Annotated in this window: 18 protein-coding genes and 1 tRNA gene; 4 read left to right on the forward strand and 15 right to left on the reverse strand. The window is 62.5% G+C overall.

Annotated features, from left to right (window positions below):
* Window positions 1-8: 8 nt before the first annotated feature.
* Window positions 9-1,574: an IS66 family transposase gene (tnpC, locus tag WS87_RS05640; RefSeq protein ID WP_059820731.1), complete on the forward strand. Its 1,566-nt coding sequence runs from the start codon at window positions 9-11 to the stop codon at window positions 1,572-1,574.
* Window positions 1,575-1,943: 369 nt separating this feature from the next.
* Here the strand turns inward: tnpC and WS87_RS05645 are convergent, their stop codons facing one another.
* The 15 genes from WS87_RS05645 to WS87_RS05715 form a co-directional block, all read right to left on the reverse strand.
* Window positions 1,944-2,963, reverse strand: coding sequence for a tyrosine-type recombinase/integrase (locus WS87_RS05645; RefSeq protein ID WP_082750687.1), 1,020 nt, complete (start codon window positions 2,961-2,963; stop codon window positions 1,944-1,946).
* Window positions 2,964-3,217: 254 nt separating this feature from the next.
* Window positions 3,218-4,186: a hypothetical protein gene (locus tag WS87_RS05650; RefSeq protein WP_059819712.1), complete on the reverse strand. Its 969-nt coding sequence runs from the start codon at window positions 4,184-4,186 to the stop codon at window positions 3,218-3,220.
* A gap of 302 nt (window positions 4,187-4,488) precedes the next feature.
* Window positions 4,489-5,583: a hypothetical protein gene (locus WS87_RS05655; protein ID WP_059820594.1), complete on the reverse strand. Its 1,095-nt coding sequence runs from the start codon at window positions 5,581-5,583 to the stop codon at window positions 4,489-4,491.
* On the reverse strand, window positions 5,580-6,047 hold the full coding sequence (locus WS87_RS05660) for a hypothetical protein (RefSeq protein WP_159085640.1): 468 nt from the start codon (window positions 6,045-6,047) through the stop codon (window positions 5,580-5,582). The genes WS87_RS05655 and WS87_RS05660 overlap by 4 nt, the downstream gene beginning before the upstream one ends.
* An 897-nt stretch (window positions 6,048-6,944) precedes the next feature.
* Window positions 6,945-7,433: a hypothetical protein gene (locus tag WS87_RS05665; protein ID WP_059820596.1), complete on the reverse strand. Its 489-nt coding sequence runs from the start codon at window positions 7,431-7,433 to the stop codon at window positions 6,945-6,947.
* Complete coding sequence (locus WS87_RS05670) at window positions 7,430-9,823, reverse strand: AAA family ATPase (protein WP_059820597.1); 2,394 nt, start codon at window positions 9,821-9,823, stop codon at window positions 7,430-7,432. Before WS87_RS05670 ends, WS87_RS05665 begins: the two co-directional genes overlap by 4 nt.
* A complete protein-coding gene (locus WS87_RS05675) occupies window positions 9,823-10,218 on the reverse strand; it encodes a hypothetical protein (protein WP_059820598.1) in 396 nt (131 codons plus the stop codon). The genes WS87_RS05670 and WS87_RS05675 overlap by 1 nt, the downstream gene beginning before the upstream one ends.
* The gene (locus WS87_RS05680) at window positions 10,211-10,423 is read right to left on the reverse strand and encodes a hypothetical protein (protein ID WP_059820675.1); all 213 of its coding nucleotides are present in this window, start codon (window positions 10,421-10,423) and stop codon (window positions 10,211-10,213) included. Before WS87_RS05680 ends, WS87_RS05675 begins: the two co-directional genes overlap by 8 nt.
* Entirely contained in the window at window positions 10,416-10,715 is a 300-nt protein-coding gene (locus tag WS87_RS33495) for a hypothetical protein (protein WP_159085641.1), read from the reverse strand. The genes WS87_RS05680 and WS87_RS33495 overlap by 8 nt, the downstream gene beginning before the upstream one ends.
* A gap of 346 nt (window positions 10,716-11,061) precedes the next feature.
* Entirely contained in the window at window positions 11,062-11,325 is a 264-nt protein-coding gene (locus WS87_RS05685; RefSeq protein ID WP_059820599.1) for a hypothetical protein, read from the reverse strand.
* Between the two features lie 150 nt (window positions 11,326-11,475).
* On the reverse strand, window positions 11,476-11,796 hold the full coding sequence (locus tag WS87_RS05690; RefSeq protein WP_236873211.1) for a transcriptional coactivator p15/PC4 family protein: 321 nt from the start codon (window positions 11,794-11,796) through the stop codon (window positions 11,476-11,478).
* A gap of 315 nt (window positions 11,797-12,111) precedes the next feature.
* Window positions 12,112-12,675, reverse strand: coding sequence for a helix-turn-helix domain-containing protein (locus WS87_RS05700; RefSeq protein ID WP_059820600.1), 564 nt, complete (start codon window positions 12,673-12,675; stop codon window positions 12,112-12,114).
* A 47-nt stretch (window positions 12,676-12,722) separates the two neighbouring features.
* Window positions 12,723-13,937, reverse strand: coding sequence for a tyrosine-type recombinase/integrase (locus WS87_RS05705; protein ID WP_059820601.1), 1,215 nt, complete (start codon window positions 13,935-13,937; stop codon window positions 12,723-12,725).
* A 175-nt stretch (window positions 13,938-14,112) separates the two neighbouring features.
* Window positions 14,113-14,187 (reverse strand) — tRNA-Arg (locus tag WS87_RS05710).
* Between the two features lie 147 nt (window positions 14,188-14,334).
* Window positions 14,335-14,517: a rubredoxin gene (locus tag WS87_RS05715; RefSeq protein WP_006478164.1), complete on the reverse strand. Its 183-nt coding sequence runs from the start codon at window positions 14,515-14,517 to the stop codon at window positions 14,335-14,337.
* 197 nt (window positions 14,518-14,714) lie between these two features.
* Between WS87_RS05715 and WS87_RS05725 the strand changes: the two genes are divergently transcribed.
* The 3 genes from WS87_RS05725 (at window position 14,715) to WS87_RS05740 (ending at window position 19,504) form a co-directional block, all read left to right on the forward strand.
* Complete coding sequence (locus WS87_RS05725; protein WP_059528288.1) at window positions 14,715-15,119, forward strand: DUF4399 domain-containing protein; 405 nt, start codon at window positions 14,715-14,717, stop codon at window positions 15,117-15,119.
* Between the two features lie 229 nt (window positions 15,120-15,348).
* A complete protein-coding gene (locus WS87_RS05735) occupies window positions 15,349-17,298 on the forward strand; it encodes an ATP-binding cassette domain-containing protein (protein WP_059820602.1) in 1,950 nt (649 codons plus the stop codon).
* Window positions 17,299-17,521: 223 nt separating this feature from the next.
* Window positions 17,522-19,504 carry a DNA topoisomerase IV subunit B gene (locus WS87_RS05740; protein WP_059820603.1) on the forward strand — a complete coding sequence of 661 codons (1,983 nt, stop codon included), beginning with the start codon at window positions 17,522-17,524 and terminating at the stop codon, window positions 19,502-19,504.
* Window positions 19,505-19,514: the final 10 nt, after the last annotated feature.

Raw genomic sequence — 19,514 nt, forward strand, 5'->3', positions numbered from 1 at the left:
AATCGGCCATGCCGAATAGCCCCGTCATGTTGAGCGCGGAGGAATACGAAGCGCTGATTGCCGCGAGCGCCGAACGCGACGCGCTGCGCGGTGAGCTTCGACTCGTGACGGCCCAGCGCGATCTGGCCGAAGAGAAGCTGCGGGCCTACAAGCACGAACTGTTCGGTGCCTCTAGCGAGGCGCGCCATGCCGACCAACTCGGCCTGTTCAACGAAGCTGAAGCATTGGCCACCACTACCGATGCGCCCGCGCGCGAGGACGCGCCCGGCACGTCTGTCGCCGCCCACACGCGAGGCAAGCGCGGACGCAAACCACTCGATCCGAACTTGCCGCGCGAGGTCGTGCGGCACGAACTACCCGAGTCTGAACGATTCTGCGCGCATGATGGCCAGGCTCTCGTCGAGATCGGCGTCGAGACGAGCGAACAGCTTGACGTGATTCCCGAGCAGGTCCGCGTCGTTCAGCACCAGCGCGTCAAGTACGCGTGCCCGTGCTGTGATCTCGGCATCAAGGTCACGCCGGCGCCAGCGCGTATCATCCCGCGCGGGTTGCTCACGGAATCCGCGCTGGCGTGGATCATCACTGGCAAGTACCAGTACGGTATGCCACTGTATCGCCAAGCCACGCTGCTGCGTCGCTTCGGCGGCGACATCTCGTCCAACACGCTGGCCGCCAGCGTGGTGCGGGTGGGACTGGCCACGCAGCCGGTGATCAACCTGATGCGCGACGCGCTGCTCGAGTCGGACCTGATCTACGGCGACGAGACAACGTTCCAGGTGCTGAAGGAACCGGGACGAAGGCCGCAGGCGAAGAGTTACCTGTGGGCGCAGGTCAACGGCTCGGGGCCACCAGTACGGATGTTCTCGTACTCGCCGGGGCGCGGCGCCCAGCATGCGCAGAAGCTCTATGCTGGCGTGCAGCCTGGCACCGTGCTGATGACTGACGGGTACGAGCTCTACAACGGAATCGCCCACGATCACCAGCTCGTGCATCTCGGATGCTGGGCACACGTGCGCCGCAGCTTCATCAAGGCCGAGGAGTCGGTGCCGAAGGCGGCACGCTCGCCGGATCTGCTGGCCACGCGCTTCGTCGTGCTGATCGGCAAGCTGTTCGCGGCCGAGGTGCGCAGCGCGAAGTGGAAGTCTGAACGTCGGCAACGACTGCGCGCTCGGTACAGCGCCCGCGTGCTCGCCATCATCGAGCGCATGCTGGTTGAGCATCTGCCGGGCGTCGTGCCGTCGAGTCTGCTCGGCAAGGCATTGCAGTACATGAGCGGACAGTGGCCCAAGCTGGTCCGATACGTCGGTAACGGCAACTGGCCGATCTCGAACAACCTGTGCGAGAACGCGATCCGGCCGTTCGTCGTCGGCCGCAAGGGCTGGCTGTTCTCCGATACTGTCGCTGGCGCGCAGGCCAGCGCCAACCTGTACTCCCTCGTCGAGACGTGCAAGGCGAACGGCGTCGAGCCGTATCGCTATCTGGTCTGGCTGTTCACCAGGTTGCCGCTCGCCGCAACCGCCGACGACTATGCCGCCCTCATGCCATGGAGCATGCCTGCCACTCCCAACCTCTGATGGGCGTCGTTAAAAGACCGCATACTACACATTGACGCGAATGCGGACTGCGAAACTGTCGTCATAGATTTCTCCTATTGGCGGTTCTGTCAACCTGTCAACCAAATTCAAAAAGTCTGTAGCTAGCCGGAGATCGCGCGTGCGCAGTGCCCATGCAGCAGGGCCCTCAGTAAGGACCCGCGACGGCCAGGCGGGCACACAGCCGCCCTGAAATCCAGTCTTTTCCGCTGGCCGATGCGCTCACCACGGCCCGGCAGCGCGGTCGGCGATCGCGCGACTCTGCACAACTCACGATAAGGGCAGGTGCCTTGCTGGTCGGGCGTTTGCGGGCGCCTTTCGCCACTCGTTCGCCACTGCGTGACGTGACCATCATCGGAATCCGTATTGCTCAGCGATGCGCGCCTGAGCCCGGGCCGCATGAGCCAGATCCGCCTCGAGATAGCCGATGGTCGTGAGCGGGCTCTTGTGTCGCATCACACGCTGAATCACCTGTACCGGGGCGCCATTTTCACTGAGCAGCGTGGCGAATGTACCGCGCAGTCGGTGCGGAGTGATCTCGCCGATGCCGATGCGCGCGTTGGCGGCTTTAATGCTTGCACGCGTGAAGCCGCGAGCGAACGCTCGGCCGTCAGGACGCGCCACGATCAATCCGGTGGGCTGCCGAAGAGGCCGAAGATAGTCGAGCAGCCACGCCGGAACTGGAACCGGATCAGCCTCGCGTCCCTTGGTGCGCCCAGGAATGTATATCTGACGGACGAGATCCAGCCATTCCCACCGCGCGGTGGCCGCCTCCGATTCTCGAAGACCCATTCCCAGCATGAGCCGGATCGCGATACGTACGGGGCCGCTAGCGACGGTGTCGATCGCTGCCAGCCACTGGCCTGAGAGATCGACGGGCAATGTTGCGCGGGGACGGCGCTGCAGCTTGAGCATTTTCACCTTGAAGGGGACGTGATCGACGATGCCACGGTGAACGGCCCAGTTCGCCAGCAAACGAACGATGCGCGACCAATGATTGACCGAGCTCGGTGCGTGTGACCGGAGATGCTGAGTGCGGGCCTCCTCGACGGCTGCTGTGGTCAGGCAGTCGATCGGCGTATTGCCCAGCTGGTAGAGGTGAAGCCGTCGGAATGCATCAACGCCTGCTAAATGAGACGGACTTACGATCATCCCATGTGCATCGATCCACGCTTGGGCCAGCTGTGAAAGTGTGGGAATAGCAAGTGCCGAATGATGGTTGCAAGCGGCACATGCCGATCGAAATGCGCGGTGTGCGATGGCCACTGCGTCGGCATATACCACGCTCTTCGTGGAGCGCTGGACGCGCCGGCGATCGACTTGAAACCGATAGTGCCAAATCTTTCCCACGCGAAATACTGAGATCTTCATAGGAAAAATGTACAAAATTGGGACTCGTCATAACCAATGGTCGCCAGATCGAGCTTTACGCAGTTGGATTTGGTAAATACCTCTGAATATCCGGAGATTGCGCGGTGTAGTACGTTTCCCATCGCGGATCGTCTGCGCCGATTTCATCCGAGTGTGGCCATACCTCCGTGTCTTGACGGGTATTGAAATACCCAACAATTTCCGTCTTCGAGTCGTCAGAAAAATTCACGTAAATCGTCGCCATGCTGTCCACCTCAGATGGTGTATGAAGTGTTGTATAGGGTTGCCTGGTTGAACGTCCCCGAGGACAACAGTGCCGACCAGTAGTATTTCTGCGGCGTCACAAGCGGGACGTTGGAAAATCGACCACCAGCCGTCTCGCCAGACGACGCGGCAGACCCCGCAACCTGCTGCCCCCCGATGTTGGTGGACGTGCCAGCGATGTTGACCTGTGCGTTGACCGCGTTGGTCGAATTGATTGAACCCCACCCGCTGAACGTCTTCGCGTTCGGAGGGAGACCGATCGTACCCTGTGTCAAAGACGAGATCTGCGAGTTCGTCTGCGCGAATAAGCTCGTTACCGTATGGATTTCACGATCGACCTGCACAACGGGGAACATCTGGCCGCTGGCGTTCGTCAGCAACGCACTCACCAGGGCAGAGGCGGTATAGCCAGCCGGCATATTGCCGCCGCCGTAGATGCTCGGGGCGACCGTCGCGCTCGCGTTCGTCGCAAGCAGCGCGCTTGCCCCTGTAGTCGGGTTGTAGATTGCATAAATTGCGACCGTTCCGTTCGGAGACGCAGAGCCGGCATCCATCCCGCCGGCGCCGGTGCCACCCAGATTGATCGTTTTGTTAAAGTTCGAAAGAGCGAACGTTTGTCCTCCGAGTGCGCTCCCCACGATGATCTGATCGGCCGTCAGCGTTGCGGTCGCGGATGCGGCCGGAATATTCATGGCCAAATTTCGGACCGAGCCGACGACCGGCGAATACATCTTCTGCAACGCACTGTTGACTTGGTTATAGGTCGTCTTCGACCGCGCGATTCCTGCTGCGGCCAGAATGCTGCAGAGTTCTTCTTGGATCATGTTCATCCATGAGCCACGAACCTTCGTCGCGGGCGTGCCGGTGGCCGGATTCCCTTCAGTGAAGTATCCCTCGGTGCTAGCGGCTTCAGGCGCCGGCAGCGAAGTGGCAGCGGTTGCGTCATCAATGCGATACATTCCGATCCTCCTCGTTATCGACGCCTTCGTTCGGCGCCGGGCTAGCGGGCGCCTCACCGCATACCTCTCCCGCAATGAGGCACGGCGTCCAGTCGGCTTCGGCCGGCTCGCTATTCGCAAACCTTTGATCGTTTCGTTCCGTCATTTGATTTCTCCAATACGTTCGGTGATGGGTGCTGCCGCCTGCCGCGGTTGAGCCCGACGTTTGACGTGTGACGTCGGGAGAGGCCCCGCTTCCAGGAGCATCGGCAACTGCCGGTGTTTTCGCCCACCGCCGGCTGGGGCGTGACGAGCTTCCGCTGTTACTCGTAACTGCTCATGTCGAGCCGATGGAAGTTGCCGGCATATTCGCTCTGTTGATCTTGCCGCCATGTCGGGCGCCATGCCGGGCGGTCATCGGGCGGTGAGGCATCCACGATTTCGGGCCCGGCGGATTGCGGGTTGGAGCTCGGGAGCGAGTCCTCCCCGTGAATCGCGACCATGCGATTGACCTTGAGGCTGCGCGCCAGCGATTCACCGATCCACACGTCGTCGCCTTCGCTGAAGGTGACAGGCTCCGAGGAAATGACCTTGCCCGTTGCAGCGGAACGGACGATCCTCGGCTCTGCCTGAATCGATCCCTTGATGATTCGCACCTTGACCTGCTTCTCTTCGGGCGCCGGCCGTGTCGGCACAGTGCAATCGACACCAGCGTCGATGAGCAACTCCACGAGGCTCGCGGTTCGCTGCTCGGCGAATCCTTGCGTGAGCGGATCCGCCCACGCCGGGTGAAACCAGTGATCGGGATAGTCGGAGGTGTATTCCGCCGCGACCTTCGGGTCTGCGAGCCGCGATGCAGTGTGCGGAACGCGCACACCGGATTCGCGAATGTCGGTCAGGACGCGTTCGCCACGAGCCGGGAATGGTTGATGATCGAGTGCCGCGCCGGCGTGCTTCCAGGCCCGTCCGGCAGCGACCATCGTGGCAACACCCTCCTCCATTGCGGCAACGGCCGCGAGGTATTTCTCGAGCCCGGCGTCGTGATAGGCGATGATCTCGGCACCGATGGCGTCGCGGAGTTGCTCTTCGAGGTTGGCGAGCTCCGCTTCGGCGATTCTCAAACCCTCGTCGTAGATTTCGAGCGCGTCGCGTGCAGCGTCGGCTGCTGTGAGCGCTGTCGCATGTTGCTGTTCGGCATTCGCGATTTGCGCGTCGATGGCGGCCGTGTTTGCCGTCTTCTTCGCGACCATCGCCTCGGCGAGCACACGGCGCCGCTGCGATTTCAACTCGTCGAGCGTGGCGAGGTGCGCGTTCGCCCCGTCGATGCTCGCTTGCGCCGCGTTGCGATCTGACGTCACACGCTCGATTGCTTTGTGCTGCGCGGCGATCTTGTCCTTGATTTTCTGGATTGCTTTCACTGGATGGCTCCCATGGCCTTGAGGCGATCGATGCGGTTATCGCCGTGGAAATCGGGAGAGGGCACGGCCGCAGCCTGGTCCTTGGCAATAGCTGCCGTGATGGCGCGGGCGGCCTCGGTCGACAGATCGGTCTTCATCAATGCCAAGCCGACCCACGGACATCCGACTTTCGCGGCGGCCTCGTAGATCGCCTTGCACCGCGCGCGTTCGACGTTGATGTCCTGCTGACGCGCAGCCGACGCCGCCTCGTTTGCGCTAGGTTTGGCGAGCGCCTGGACGGTATGGATGAATGCAACTGAATCCGGCGAGCGCGGCTTCCGTGCCGGCAGTTTTGCGGCGCGGAGAATCGCTTGAACGGCTTGGCCCGATGCAGACGGCTTCGACTGGACCGGAGCCGTCGGTGCGGAGCGATGCCGGCCGAGAAATTCGGCGAACGGCAGCGCGACTGCCTTGATGCGCTTCACGATCATCCTCCCCGGATAAGTGGCTCGGCGGGATGCCGAGCCAGTGGAGACAGATTCGTGGAGCGTTTTGGCTTGCGCAATAGTGGGCGATGCAAAAAATGAAAATGGCAGCGAAGGCCGAAAAGCCTTGCTGCCATTGGGTTTAGCGGGTTGAATAACCTTTGCTATGAATTGCAGGTCGTGGCGCTCCACGCCGCGATCCATTCAATCCAGCGCGCCACCGGTTATACGGAGCGCGCCGTGCGGGCGACAACCACGCCGTTCCACTTCCATCCAGTCAGGATTACCGTCCGTACGCGATCCTCGCCTATTCCGGCAGCGGGGAAACCTGGCTCACGCCCGAGAGCTTCCGCGACGTCAGCTGCGACAGCGCGGCCACTTGTGCCCCCATAGCCGCGCTCCATGTTGCGCCGGGCGATTTGATTGGCATGCTCACGGCCGACCTTCTTCCAATACGGATCACGGCACCAATGAAGGTCGGGGTTTGGCCCATCGGTCGTACCGCCTGCTGACCCTGATGTAGGGGCTTGCGCAAGGTGCATCTGATCTATCGTGACTGGCGTCCCTCGCGCGGTCAGCCAGCGGTTTAGCTCGTCCCGAGTGACGACGCCAACGATTACCGCGCCGGCCACGGCACCAAGTCGCTCTGGACGGATTGGAGCCATATCGCTTGCATCAAGTACGCACAAGGTTCCGTTAAGGAAACCGGCCATCAGTTCGCGATGCCATTTTTGGGCAATGGCAGGTTGCCGATCGGGGAAGTCGGCAGCGACAGCACATGCGATCGCACGCGCAGCCGTATCGAGCCTGAATACGGACATAGGGACCTCGAATCGAAAAATCGAAAATGGCCGGCGTAGAGCCGGCACGTGTAATGTCAACGTGAATTCGCAAACATCATCGATCGAACCTCCACGCTCGCCGGCTCGCTGCCTGCCTGGCTTCCGCTTCGAGTCGAGCAACCCGAAGCCGCTCACGGAAGTGAGCAAGATCCGGACGCAACGTTGAAGGAGGCTGGCGCTCGATTGCTCCGATGACGATGTCGTAATCATCGTCGGGCCAGCGCTCAAGCCGCGCGAGCTCGTCGACGACGTCGAATAGCTCCCGCTGCATCGATTGCAGCTGTTCCGGCTCGAGGGCGGGCATCCACGGCAAATACAGGCCTCCATCCGAAGAGCACAGCGCGCCAATGCAGTCGGCCGGGATTTGCTGAACACCGTCCGTCGCGGCGAGCAGGTACGCCATGATCTCCGGCTTGCGCGCGGCGATCTCGGGCTTGATTGCTGCGATCGCATCGGGCGGCCCCTTCATTTTCACAACGTCTCCCGCGACGCTCAGACGTATGCCCAACGATCTAGCTTTGCTCAAAATCGCAACAATGCTCATACGTCGTCCTCCAGTTCGGCCGCCGCCGCGACATCACCGTCAACTCCGCAGCCATAGACGGGCTGTGGATTTGATTGCGGAGTTGATTCCCTTGATGGGCAAGGGTTTGCCGTCAAGTCCGCAACTCCGCAATGATTTCCTGAGTGTGCGGAGTTGGCAGTGGATTGCGGGCTTGTGGCAACAACGCCGGCAACTCCGTCAGCCGACTGCGGACTTGCGGACTTGGCCTCTAATCCTTGCTGGATAAGGGATTCAACTCCGCAATCGTCTTTGCGGACTTGAATTGCTTGCGGACTTGAGACGATCTGCGTGTGCGGAGTTGAATCACCGTACTTGGCGTCGTGATTATCCCAAATCCATCCCCAATCCTTACCATGCTTCACGGCTCGGATTTTATTGCCGGCCTTCACCTCGGCAGCCTTGGCAGCTTCCACCATGCGCCAGCTCACGCCTTCAGCCTGAGCCGCCGCTTTCATCTCCTTGGTGCTCATGAAAGGCGTTAACCATTCGTAAAGCATGCAACGCGCGCGCTCGAACTTCGATTCGCGCTCGCTCTGCTCGTCGGCGTCCTGCTCATCGGCCTCCAGTTCGCGGAGGATCTCGCGCGCCGAGCCGTCGAGAGGCTCGCCCCATGCGATTCGGCTTGATGTGAGCCCGTCCTGAGCGTCGAGCGTTTCGATCGCATACTCGAATCCCCCGGAATCGCCGGCGATATTGCATTTCGACTTGGCGAAGATCCGGCGATCTGACGCGTCATCCTTGCCTGCCACGAGAATCATCCGCGCAGCGGCGCCAAACGCCTGCGAGCCAAGAATGCGCTCGGTCGGCGATGAGCCCTTCGAGCCCTTCGAGAAGTGCGTGATACCGAGGATTGCGCACCCGTGGACAGCCCCGAGGTCGATCAGCGGCTGAAGAGATTTCCGAACGTCGCCGGACTTGTGAGAGTCGCCGTTCACCACACTGATGATCGGATCGACGACGAGCATGCTGGCGCCGCCGATCTGCTCGATGCGCTCGGCCAAAATGGGAACGTCGCGGCTCGGATCGAAAGGCTGGAGCTCACCGGCCTCATCCGTAATCGATTCAATGAAGAACACTCGCCGGAGATCCGCACCAGCCGCCATGAGGCGAGGGACGAGCGTATCGGCGAGCCCGTCTTCGCCGGTCCAGATCAGAATGTTCCCCGGCGCATTGCAGCGTGTACCGTCCGGCCACTCTGCGCCGTTCGAGATGGCAGACGACAGCGAAATAGCGATGGTAGTCTTTCCGCATCCAGGTTGCCCGGCGAGGATCGAGAGCTTGCCGGCAGGCAGCCAGCCAGGCCAGAGCCAGTGAATCGGTTCCGGCACGATGTCGGCCGCGCAGGACAGGTTGACGGTGGGCGCGGTGCGCTTCTTAGGGGCGGTGGCATCTCCCAGCGCAGTCGTCGCGTCGACGCAGCGTCGCACTGCCTCGAGCCCGGCGAGACAGTGGAGGTCATTGAAATCCGATGCGTGTCCAGGTCGGTCTTTACCGAAGTCGGGCACGGCGAGTAAAGCACCGATCGCGCGCGCTGCCTCGGTTGCCTTCTTCATGCCCGGATTACCGGCCGTCTCCGCGTCGTCATCCGCGCAGAGCACGATGCGCAGCTTAGGATGTTTGTCGCGCCAAGCGCGGGCGACGTTCGGCAGGTTGCCGGCGTTCATAGCCGCAGCGACGGGATAGCCCGTTGCCTCATGAAGTGAGCAGGCCGTCGCATAGCCTTCGCAGATCAGCAGCGGTGTCTTGCCATTTGGCCTGACTCCGGCGCTGACCGCGACGAAGCACCCGCTGATTCGGCCGCCTGTCTGGAATGTCTTGCGACCATCCGACTGGATGTATTGTGAGGAATGGTGCTCGCCGTCAATGTCCTGCAGCTTGACGACGAGTTGGTCGCGCAGTTGCTTCGCGCCGTATGGCTTGATCTGCTTGGTGCGTACGTAGGCGTGATCCGCGTGAACGGCCCCGGCCCTCTCCCAGAGGTTGCGTGCCTTGATGGCTGCGTCGACCTGGGTGTGTTGGTGCATTTCGGCCGCGGCAGCCGCTTCGCGCTCGAGTTCAACCCTGCGGCGTTCGCGCTCGTCAGCTGACAGCGGGGTCGTCGGCTCGCTTTCACGGTAGCCGTGCTCAATCGCGCGCTTGAACAGACTGGCGATCGTGATGCCGCCCGAGCGAAACGATTTCCAGACCGATTTCGCATCGGTCTCGCTGTAGCTCGACGCCGCACGTGACCAGTCGTCCCAGAATTCAAACCCGGCTTCCCCGAGCTCGGCCTTGATCGCCATACCCATCTGGACCCACGTATCGCGGTCATCCGCCGGCACATGGCTTAGTGCCGAGCGGATGCGTTCTTCTTCTGCATAGACGCCCATTAAACCTCCTCGAGCGTTGAGGACTGCTCAGAGGTTCGAATACGACGAGATTTGCCCGCGTCGAGGCGTGCGGAGATACGGTGACGCAGTCTGGATTCAGACTCGCTCCCAATGGAAGCCATGTGGCCGATCGCTGCAATTTCGTCGGCCAGCCGGAACAGAAGGGATGCTTGCTCCGAATCTTGAAGCGACCCGCACCGAGTTTCGGCGCCTCGATCGTAGTCGATCAGACAACCAATGCCGGCGACGTGATCGCTTAGTTTGAAGGCCATATTGGCTGCCTCTTCCGAGGCGGCAGACAAATAGGCCAAGTCTTCATCGGATGCCGTTTCCGCGTCGAAGCGGTCCCAAAGGAAGGCCAGCAGGCCCGCTGCATCAGGTTGTCTCTTAGACATCGTGAACCTCCATCTGAGCGATTTTTCCCATCGTCGCTGCATAGCTGCTCGCGATCTCTTGCCCAAGGTTGGCCAATTGATAGGCGTAGCAATCCGATTCCAGCTCGCTGCGGATCGCATGGAACATCGCTTCGAGTTGCTCGAGTTGCTGGATGGCGGTCGATGCAAACGGTGCCTCCGGATGTGCTCGGTCCACGTTAGCCATGCGACACCTCTCCATGAACGATTGCGGAAGCAATGCGGCGCGCGAAGGCGGCATTGAAAGCAGTACGGCGGTCCTCATCGAACTGTGCCGGTGCGAGGCCGGCCAACAGGTACGCGAAGCGGTGATCGCGGAAATCGGCCATGCTCCGCGCTGACTGCCGCAGCCAAAGCTCAGCTGCTCGAGATCCGGCACGAACGAAAAGCGGAAACTGCAGACCGGCGACAAAGGCCTGTTCAGCGCCCGCCGAATCGCGCAGCGATGCGCGCACAATTTCGAGAATTGACGAGTTCATGCGCGCACCTCCGGAGTTGTACGGTCCGTGCCGGCGGCAGCTTCGATGCGACGCTTGAACGAGCGCTCGAAGGCCGCGAGGCAATCCGCATAGGAGGGGATGCGGCCAAGGCCGGCGACGAGATTGTCGAACGTCGAGCGACACCATTGGTTCGGGCGCACCGTCGGGCGAGTCGCCAACCAATTTTCAGCGGCACGGGTGCCAGCAATCGCGAACAGATTTGGGCTGACAGTCAGCGTCGGTTTTGCTTGCCGACCCGTGCGCCAAGCGCTAGGAATAAGGCCGAACGGGTCAGCGGACCGGGTGAGGGTATTCGGGACTGCGGCAGCGAACGTGCCGCCGGCAGTTACTCGCCGTCCAGCTCGATCGTCGCGCCGACGTCGCGCATCCGATTCAAGATCCGGTCGAGCGTCTTCGCATCCAGCTCGAGCCGAGCCATCGCAAAGAACAAAATGTGCGGACTGATTTCGCGCGGAGCTTCTCCGCCCGTGTACTTCCGCCATTGCCGCCCACCCTGTACGCCGAACAGATCCGCCATCTGCGCGCTGCTGAGCTGCAGGGTTTGCTTCAACTGCTCCAGATCGCTGGGAGTCGGTGGGGTATATCGCATGGGAGATAGGGCGGCACAAGGCCTCCCAGAACGGGTGCTTCATTTGTCGGATCCTCTCGGCTGTGGTGAGCCGCGCGAAAGCGCAGCCGCTGATGCACAAGATAGGCCCAAAAGCCCTATCCGTCAAGGTTGATTTCTTGCGATTTGCCATCAGCGCATTCCCGCCGGATCTGCCGCTTGTGCAGCCAAGCGGAGCGCCTGCATGACGTTGCCGATCTGGTCGGGACGCAGCGAGACGCCGGACCGGCCCGGTTTCCATTCGCCGTGTTCAGCGGCAAACCAGATCCGGAGGTCGACGAGCACGCGGCCGCGGTATTCGCTCACAGTCACGCGCAGACGCTCTGAATCGGATCTGCGTATATCGAGAAAGCACATGCCTGGTGCCGAGGGCGCGGTATCATTGCCTCGGGTCGTCTGGGTCGCGCTCTGGCAGGAGTTGCGGCCCTTTTGCATTTCTGGGGTCGTCGCCATCGCCTAGCCCTCCGAGCGATAGTTCAGCGGATCAGCGAACCAACGGTGAATCTCTCGATTCGACCAGACCGCACAACGTTTCGTGAGGTACTGCCTCTTCGGAAATCTTCCCGCCAGTTCGCGCTGACGCACACTCTCCCGGCTCAAGGGGACGAACCTGTGCAGATCGTTCCAACGCGAGAACCCATCCATCGGAAGGGTGTCTGCGTGATTTTGTCTCGTAGACATACATTGCACTCCTTGTGCGTTGTTTGAGGAGTGCATTTGGCAGCCGCAAGGCCCCCTTGCGGCTAGGGGAAGTTGGAAATGACGGTGCTACTTGGCTTTTGACGTTACACCGAAAGGGTCATGCGGAACGAGCGCAAGACCCTTGCGCTCAACTGACTGGGGAGATACCTGTTGGATTATTTGAGCGAGGCGCTGACGACTGATGCCGAACTCGGTCGCCGTCTTCGTCTTGTTTCCGCCATTACGCTCAAGAGCTTCCATCATTTGTGTGCGTCGGTCGACAGGCATAGGCTTTTTGATTTCGACATGTGCCGCCATCGTGTCGACGAGTGGTTTTGCGGCTTCGATGTTCTTTTCGACGAACCAACTAAGCACATCATTGATTCGTGCCACCCACTCCGCGTTAACGGCGCTCGGCGCTTCTTCGAATCCTGCGTTGTGGGCATCGTAGGGCAGTAATGTCTGCGGGTGAAAGACAGCGATCTCGCCCTTCGTACCAGCGTTAATCAGTGCGTTCGTGAGTCGCGCGAATCCTTCAGCGAAGATTTGCTGATCCTCGATTTGCATGTATGGATAAGCCGCCATGATGAAAAGCGGGCACAAGTGCGGCGGAAGGTCGTCGCCCGGTTCGGCAAACGTCAACTCTGTCATATCGTCAGTCCATCAGGCGTGGCAGTGTGTCGTCGGACAGGAATTCGCTACCCGAGAGACGGAAATGGAAGGATTGCCGCGCCCACACGTAATTCATCGAGGCGATCGGCCCAGTGCTGCATCATCTTGCGACGCTCAGGCAGATATTCGGCGTGGACGTAGGCGGCAGTGACCTGGTTGCGTTCTGCGTGCGCCATCTGACGTTCGACGACGTCGCGGTTATATCCCAGTTCGCGCAGCGCTGTCGCGGCAAGGCCGCGGAAACCATGCCCGGTCATGCGTGATTTATAACCCATCCGATACAGGGCATACAGCATCGTGTTGTTTGAGATATGGCTGCGACCCTGCACGCTGTAGAACACAAACCGATGCTGGCCATTGATCATGCGGAGCTGGGCGAGTACATCGAGAGCCTGCCGAGAAAGGGGGACAATGTGCGGGTCGCGCATTTTCATGCGCTCCGCTGGCACGCGCCACTCCCCAGCGTCGAAATCGATCTCTGGCCACTCGGCCTGGATCATTTCCTTTGTCCGCACGAACGTTAACGCCATGAACCGCAACGCGAGCCGGGTGACCAGGTCGCCCGAGTATTCGTCAATGTGGCGCATTAGCTGTGGGATCTCAGTAACTTTCACGCGCGCCATATGCTGGACGCCAGTGCTTTTCTTCAACACGGTTTCGGCGTCGATGTCGGCCGCCGGATTTCGAGTGCAGCGGCCGGTCATGATGCCGTACTGAAACACGGCACGCGAACGCTGCAGCACCCGCTTGGCCGTCTCGCGAACGCCTCGAGATTCGACGGTGCGGATGATCGCAAGCAGCTCGGGTGCATCGATGCTCGCGATAGGGCGAGCGCCGAGTCGAGGGAATACGTCGACTTCGAGACAGTTGATGACCTTGCCAGCATAGACTTCCGACCATCCGCCGCGCTGCGTCTCAAACCACTCTCGCGCGACGATCTCGAACGAACTGGCCGCGGCCAATTGCGCAGCCCGCTTGTCCGCCTTCTTGGCTTCGCTTGGATCCAGACCTGCGGCGAGCTTCTCTCTGGCGCTATCGCGTCGACTGCGGGCCTCGGCGAGCGATACATCCGGATATGTGCCGAGCGCGAGGCTCTTCTCTTTGCCGTCGATGCGGTATTTGAAAATCCATCGTTTACCGCCGGCCGGCGTGATCAACAGCAGCAGTCCGCCGCCGTCATAGAGCTTCTGCTGCTTCTCTGCAGGCTTGGCCGTGCGGACCTTGAGGTCGGAAAGCGCCATGTGCTGGTGCCTCGGGGGTTGTCTGAAGGAGGTGTTTTGCGAAGCCCCCAAAAGAACCCCAAGTCGGGGGTTGTTTCCACTGGTGGTCGCTGGTGGAAGTTTGCAACAAAAAACCCCGCACAGCCAAGTGTGACGGGGTTTATGTGGCGAAGCTGGTGAAACTTTGGAGGATCTCTGGTCCCCCCGACAGGAATCGAACCTGTATCTAGCGCTTAGGAGGCGCTTGTTCTATCCATTGAACTACGGGGAGAGCCATGTCCGCAGTTTCACGCACAGAAGACGCGAACGGGACGGCGATGTGGACAGCGCGCAGAGTATAGCAAACGCGCGGCGCATCGGCGGACGGAATGCGTGCCGATGCGCGCCGCGCGCGCTCGATCGTGTCCGGAAGCCCGAATCAGAAATCGACGACGACGAAATCTTCCTTGCCCACGTCGCACAGCGGGCAGCGCCAGTCGGCGGGAATGTCGGCGAAACGGGTGCCGGCGGGGATGCCCTCGTCGGGCAGGCCTTCCGCTTCGTTGTAGACCCACCCGCAAATCAGGCAGACCCAGCTCTGGTATTCGGTTACTTCGCTCATGTGGTGCTCGGAATGATGAAAATCTGTGATGCCGTCCGCGGCGTGGCCGGCGGACGAAAGGCGCAATGGTACCGGAATTTCGCCGAACGCCTCTGCAACGTCGTTTTAAACGTGCGCATCGCGAACAACGGGCGTCATCGCGCGGGCCGGGCACGCAGTGTATGCTTCGTGAGCCTTTCAATCTGAAGGAGTAAACGATGCTCAACAAGAAGTGGATCGCGGGTGCGGTATGTGTCGCGGCTCTGGCCGTGTCGACGCTCGCGCGTGCCGAGGCGCGCGTGTTTTTCGTCGAGCCGAAGGACGGCGCGACGGTGTCGAGCCCTGTGCACGTGAAGTTCGGCCTCGAAGGCATGGGGCTCAAGCCGGCCGGCGACATGACGCCGGATACGGGCCACCATCACCTGCTGATCGACGGCAAGCCGGTGCCGAAGGGCGACGTGATCCCCGCGACGGACCATTCGCTGCACTTCGGCAAGGGCCAGACCGAAACCGACGTGACGCTGCCGCCCGGCCAGCACACGCTGACGCTGCAGCTCGGCGACGGCGCGCACCGTTCGTACGGTCCCGAACTGAGCTCGACGATCTCGGTCAACGTGAAGTAATCGCACCGCCCGCATGCAGGCACCCGGCCGGGAAGCTGCGGCCGGATGCCCGCCGCGGGGGCTGCGCAACATCGCCGCGTCGCATGCCGGCCCCGTCCGCCGGGCGCGCCGTCATGCCGCCGCGGCACGAAATGAACCGCGCACCGGCCTAGTCCGTCCGGCCATCCCGGCGCAGGCGTCCGCCACCGGTACAATGGGCGCTTCCGATTTCTCTCTTCGCCGTCTCCCCATGTCGCTTTATTCCATTACCGGCGCGCAACTCGCGTTCGGTCACGTCGCGTTGCTCGATCACGCGGATTTCTCGCTGGAGGCCGGCGAGCGCGTCGGCCTGATCGGTCGCAACGGCGCGGGCAAGTCGTCGCTGCTGAAGATCGTCGCCGGCCTGGCGAAGCCCGACGACGGGCTGATCACGCGCCAGCAGGAGCTCGTGACCGTCTACGTGCCGCAGGAGCCCGAATTCGAACCGGGCGCGACCGTGTTCGACGCCGTCGCGTCGGGGCTCACGCACACGCGGGAAGTGCTCGAAGAATACGATTCGATCGCGCACCGTCTCGCGGAGACGCCCGAAGGCGCCGAGCACGACGCGTTGCTCGCGCGGATGAACGCGCTGCAGTCGTCGCTCGATGCGCACGATGCATGGAACTGGCGTACGCGCGTGTCGATGACGCTCGCGCAGATCGGCCTGACGGACGGCGACGCGCAGGTCGACGCGCTGTCGGGCGGGATGCAGAAGCGTGTCGCGCTGGCGCGCGCGCTCGTGCTCCAGCCCGACGTGCTGCTGCTCGACGAACCGACCAACCACCTCGACTTCGACGGCATCCGCTGGCTGGAAGAACTGCTCGTCTCGCAGCGCGCGGGCCTGCTGTTCATCACCCACGATCGCGCGTTCCTCGACCGCGTCGCGACGCGCATCGTCGAGCTCGACCGCGGCCGGCTGCTGTCGTATCCGGGCAATTTCTCCGCGTATCAGACGCGCAAGGCGCAGCAGCTCGAAGTCGAGCGCGTGGAAAACGAGAAGTTCGACAAATTGCTCGCGCAGGAAGAAGTGTGGATCCGCAAGGGCGTCGAGGCGCGCCGCACGCGCAGCGTCGGCCGCATCGCGCGCCTCGTGCAGATGCGCAACGAGCGCGCGGAGCGCCGCAATTCGCAGGGCAACGTGAAGCTCGACGTCGCGCAGGGCGAGAAGTCGGGCAAGATCGTCGCGGAGTTGACGGACGTGACGAAGCGCTACGGCGATCGCACGGTCGTCGACACCTTCTCGACGACGGTCATGCGCGGCGACAAGATCGGTTTCGTCGGCCCGAACGGCGCCGGCAAGACTACGCTGCTCAAGCTGATCCTCGGCGAACTGAAGCCCGACGCGGGCACGGTGCGCACCGGCACGAACCTGCAGGTCGCCTATTTCGACCAGATGCGCGCGCAGCTCGACCAGGAAAAGAGCCTGGCCGACACGATCAGCCCCGGTAGCGAGTGGGTCGAGATCGGCGGCGTGCGCAAGCACGTGATGAGCTATCTCGGCGACTTCCTGTTCGCGCCGGAGCGCGCACGCTCGCCGGTGAAGTCGCTGTCGGGCGGCGAGCGCAACCGGCTGCTGCTCGCGCGCCTGTTCGCGCGGCCGGCCAACGTGCTGGTGCTCGACGAGCCGACCAACGACCTCGACATCCCGACGCTCGAACTGCTCGAAGAACTGCTGGCCGACTATGACGGCACGGTGCTGCTCGTCAGCCACGATCGCGCGTTCCTCGACAACGTCGTCACGTCGGTGATCGCGGCCGAGGGCGACGGCAAGTGGCGCGAATACGTCGGCGGCTTCACCGACTGGCAGATCCAGAGCGAGCGTTCGCAGCAACTCGCGCAGCAGGAGGCGGCGAAGCGCGCGGTGAAGGAAGCGGCGCCGATCAAGGAAGACGCGGCGAAAAGCGCGGCCGGCCGCAACGCACAGCGCACGGTGAAGCTGTCGTTCAACGAGCAGCGCGAACTCGATGCGCTGCCGGAGAAGATCGCGGCGCTCGAGGAAGAACAGAAGACGATCAACGCGCAGCTGGAGGACGGTTCGATCTTCGCGAAGGATCCGCAGGAAGGCACGCGCCTGACCGAGCGGTTCGCGGCGATCGACGACGAGCTCCTCGCCGCGCTCGAACGGTGGGAGACGCTCGAGGCAAAGCGCAAGCCGGTCTGACGCCCCGTGCGCCGTGTGAGTGAACTTGCGACGGCGCGCCACGCGGAACCAGTAAAATACCGCGCGTCCCGGGCAGCGCAGCGAACGCCGCGCGCCCGCTTTCGGAGCAGTCCAAGCACACCGTTGTTTCGATTCGCTTTTTTACGGAACTCAACGTTTTGTCCACGACGTTATCCACACGAGGTGTGGACAACGTCCCGATGAATGACGAAATTCAGCGCCTATGTCAACGAAGAAGCCCAGCGCGGCCTATAGCGAAGCATCGATCAAGGTGCTCAAGGGTCTCGAGCCGGTCAAGCAGCGGCCCGGCATGTACACCCGTACCGAAAATCCGCTGCACATCATTCAGGAAGTCATCGACAACGCGTCCGACGAGGCGCTCGGCGGCTACGGCAAGCAGATCACGGTCACGCTGCATGCCGACCAGTCGGTGTCGGTCGAGGACGACGGCCGCGGCATTCCGTTCGGGATGCACCCCGAAGAGGGCGTGCCGGTCGTCGAGATCGTGTTCACGCGCCTGCACGCGGGCGGCAAGTTCGACAAGGCCGCCGGCGGCGCGTACACGTTCTCGGGCGGCCTGCACGGCGTCGGCGTGTCGGTGACGAACGCGCTCGCGACGCGTCTCGACGTGACGGTCTGGCGCGACGGCAAGATCGCCGAGCTCGGCTTCGCCGAAGGCGACGTCGTGAAGCCGCTCGCGACGCAAGGCGCGGGCCGCGGCGAGAAGAAGTCCGGCACGCGCGTGCAGGTCTGGCCGAATCCGAAGTATTTCGATTCGCCGAACCTGCCGCTCGGCGAGCTGCAGCGTCTGCTGCGCTCGAAGGCCGTGCTGCTGCCGGGCGTCGAGGTCGTGCTCGTCAACGAGAAGAGCGGCGAGCGCCAGGCGTGGAAGTACGAGGACGGCCTGCGCGGCTACCTGCTCGACGAGATGAACGGCAGTGAGCTGCTGATTCCGCTGTTCGAAGGCGAGCGCTTCGCCGATGCGCGTTCGACCGACGAAACCTTCGCCGAAGGGGAAGGCGCGTCGTGGGTCGTCGCATGGAGCGAGGAAGGATCGCTCGTGCGCGAGTCGTACGTGAACCTGATCCCGACGCCGGCCGGCGGCACGCACGAGTCGGGCCTGCGCGACGGTCTCTACCAGGCGGTCAAGAGCTTCGTCGAACTGCACAACCTGCAGCCGAAGGGCGTGAAGCTGCTCGCGGAAGACGTCTTCGCACGCGTGTCGTTCGTGCTGTCCGCGAAGGTGCTCGATCCGCAGTTCCAGGGGCAGATCAAGGAGCGCCTGAACAGCCGCGACGCGGTGAAGCTCGTATCGTCGTTCTCGCGTCCGGCGCTCGAATTGTGGCTGAACCAGCACGTCGAGCACGGCAAGAAGCTCGCCGAGCTGGTGATCAAGCAGGCGCAGGCGCGTACGCGCGCCGGCCAGAAGGTCGAGAAGCGCAAGAGCTCGGGCGTCGCGGTGCTGCCGGGCAAGCTGACCGACTGCGAGACGGAAGATATCGCGCGCAACGAACTGTTCCTCGTCGAGGGCGACTCGGCGGGCGGTTCCGCGAAGATGGGCCGCGACAAGGAATACCAGGCGATCCTGCCGCTGCGCGGCAAGGTGCTGAATACGTGGGAAACCGAGCGTGACCGCCTGTTCGCGAACAACGAGGTGCACGACATCTCGGTCGCGATCGGCGTCGATCCGCACAGCCCCGACGACACTGTCGACCTGTCGAACCTGCGCTACGGCAAGATCTGCATCCTGTCGGACGCGGACGTCGACGGCTCGCACATCCAGGTGCTGCTGCTCACGCTGTTCTTCAAGCATTTCCCTCAGCTGATCGAGCGCGGTCACGTGCATGTCGCGCGGCCGCCGCTGTTCCGCGTCGATGCGCCCGCGCGCGGCAAGAAGCCCGCGCAGAAGCTCTATGCGCTCGACGAAGGCGAACTCGAGGCGACGCTCGACAAGCTGCGCAAGGACGGCGTGCGCGAAACGCAATGGAGCATCAGCCGCTTCAAGGGTCTCGGCGAAATGAGCGCGGAGCAGTTGTGGGACACGACGATGAACCCCGACACGCGCCGCCTGATGCCGGTGAAGCTCGGCGAACTCGACTACGAGGCGACCGTCGCGCGAATGACCATGCTGATGGGCAAGGGCGAGGCAGCCGCGCGACGCGGCTGGCTCGAGGAAAAGGGCAACGACGTCGAAGCGGACATCTAAACCCGCGCGG

The organism is Burkholderia sp. MSMB0856 (assembly GCF_001524645.2).
GTDB classification, from domain to species: Bacteria; Pseudomonadota; Gammaproteobacteria; order Burkholderiales; family Burkholderiaceae; genus Burkholderia; species Burkholderia diffusa.

Coding starts and splice junctions, on each gene's coding strand:
- WS87_RS33495 (WP_159085641.1), bottom strand. CDS start 10,715: ATGAACTCGTCAATTCTCGAAATTGTGCGCGCATCGCTGCGCGATTCG.
- WS87_RS05665 (WP_059820596.1), bottom strand. CDS start 7,433: ATGAGCATTGTTGCGATTTTGAGCAAAGCTAGATCGTTGGGCATACGT.
- WS87_RS05735 (WP_059820602.1), top strand. CDS start 15,349: ATGTCGCTTTATTCCATTACCGGCGCGCAACTCGCGTTCGGTCACGTC.
- WS87_RS05650 (WP_059819712.1), bottom strand. CDS start 4,186: ATGTATCGCATTGATGACGCAACCGCTGCCACTTCGCTGCCGGCGCCT.
- WS87_RS05670 (WP_059820597.1), bottom strand. CDS start 9,823: ATGGGCGTCTATGCAGAAGAAGAACGCATCCGCTCGGCACTAAGCCAT.
- WS87_RS05705 (WP_059820601.1), bottom strand. CDS start 13,937: ATGGCGCTTTCCGACCTCAAGGTCCGCACGGCCAAGCCTGCAGAGAAG.
- WS87_RS05715 (WP_006478164.1), bottom strand. CDS start 14,517: ATGAGCGAAGTAACCGAATACCAGAGCTGGGTCTGCCTGATTTGCGGG.
- WS87_RS05690 (WP_236873211.1), bottom strand. CDS start 11,796: ATGGCGACGACCCCAGAAATGCAAAAGGGCCGCAACTCCTGCCAGAGC.
- WS87_RS05645 (WP_082750687.1), bottom strand. CDS start 2,963: ATGAAGATCTCAGTATTTCGCGTGGGAAAGATTTGGCACTATCGGTTT.
- tnpC (WP_059820731.1), top strand. CDS start 9: ATGCCGAATAGCCCCGTCATGTTGAGCGCGGAGGAATACGAAGCGCTG.
- WS87_RS05725 (WP_059528288.1), top strand. CDS start 14,715: ATGCTCAACAAGAAGTGGATCGCGGGTGCGGTATGTGTCGCGGCTCTG.
- WS87_RS05685 (WP_059820599.1), bottom strand. CDS start 11,325: ATGCGATATACCCCACCGACTCCCAGCGATCTGGAGCAGTTGAAGCAA.
- WS87_RS05700 (WP_059820600.1), bottom strand. CDS start 12,675: ATGACAGAGTTGACGTTTGCCGAACCGGGCGACGACCTTCCGCCGCAC.
- WS87_RS05675 (WP_059820598.1), bottom strand. CDS start 10,218: ATGTCTAAGAGACAACCTGATGCAGCGGGCCTGCTGGCCTTCCTTTGG.
- WS87_RS05680 (WP_059820675.1), bottom strand. CDS start 10,423: ATGGCTAACGTGGACCGAGCACATCCGGAGGCACCGTTTGCATCGACC.
- WS87_RS05740 (WP_059820603.1), top strand. CDS start 17,522: ATGTCAACGAAGAAGCCCAGCGCGGCCTATAGCGAAGCATCGATCAAG.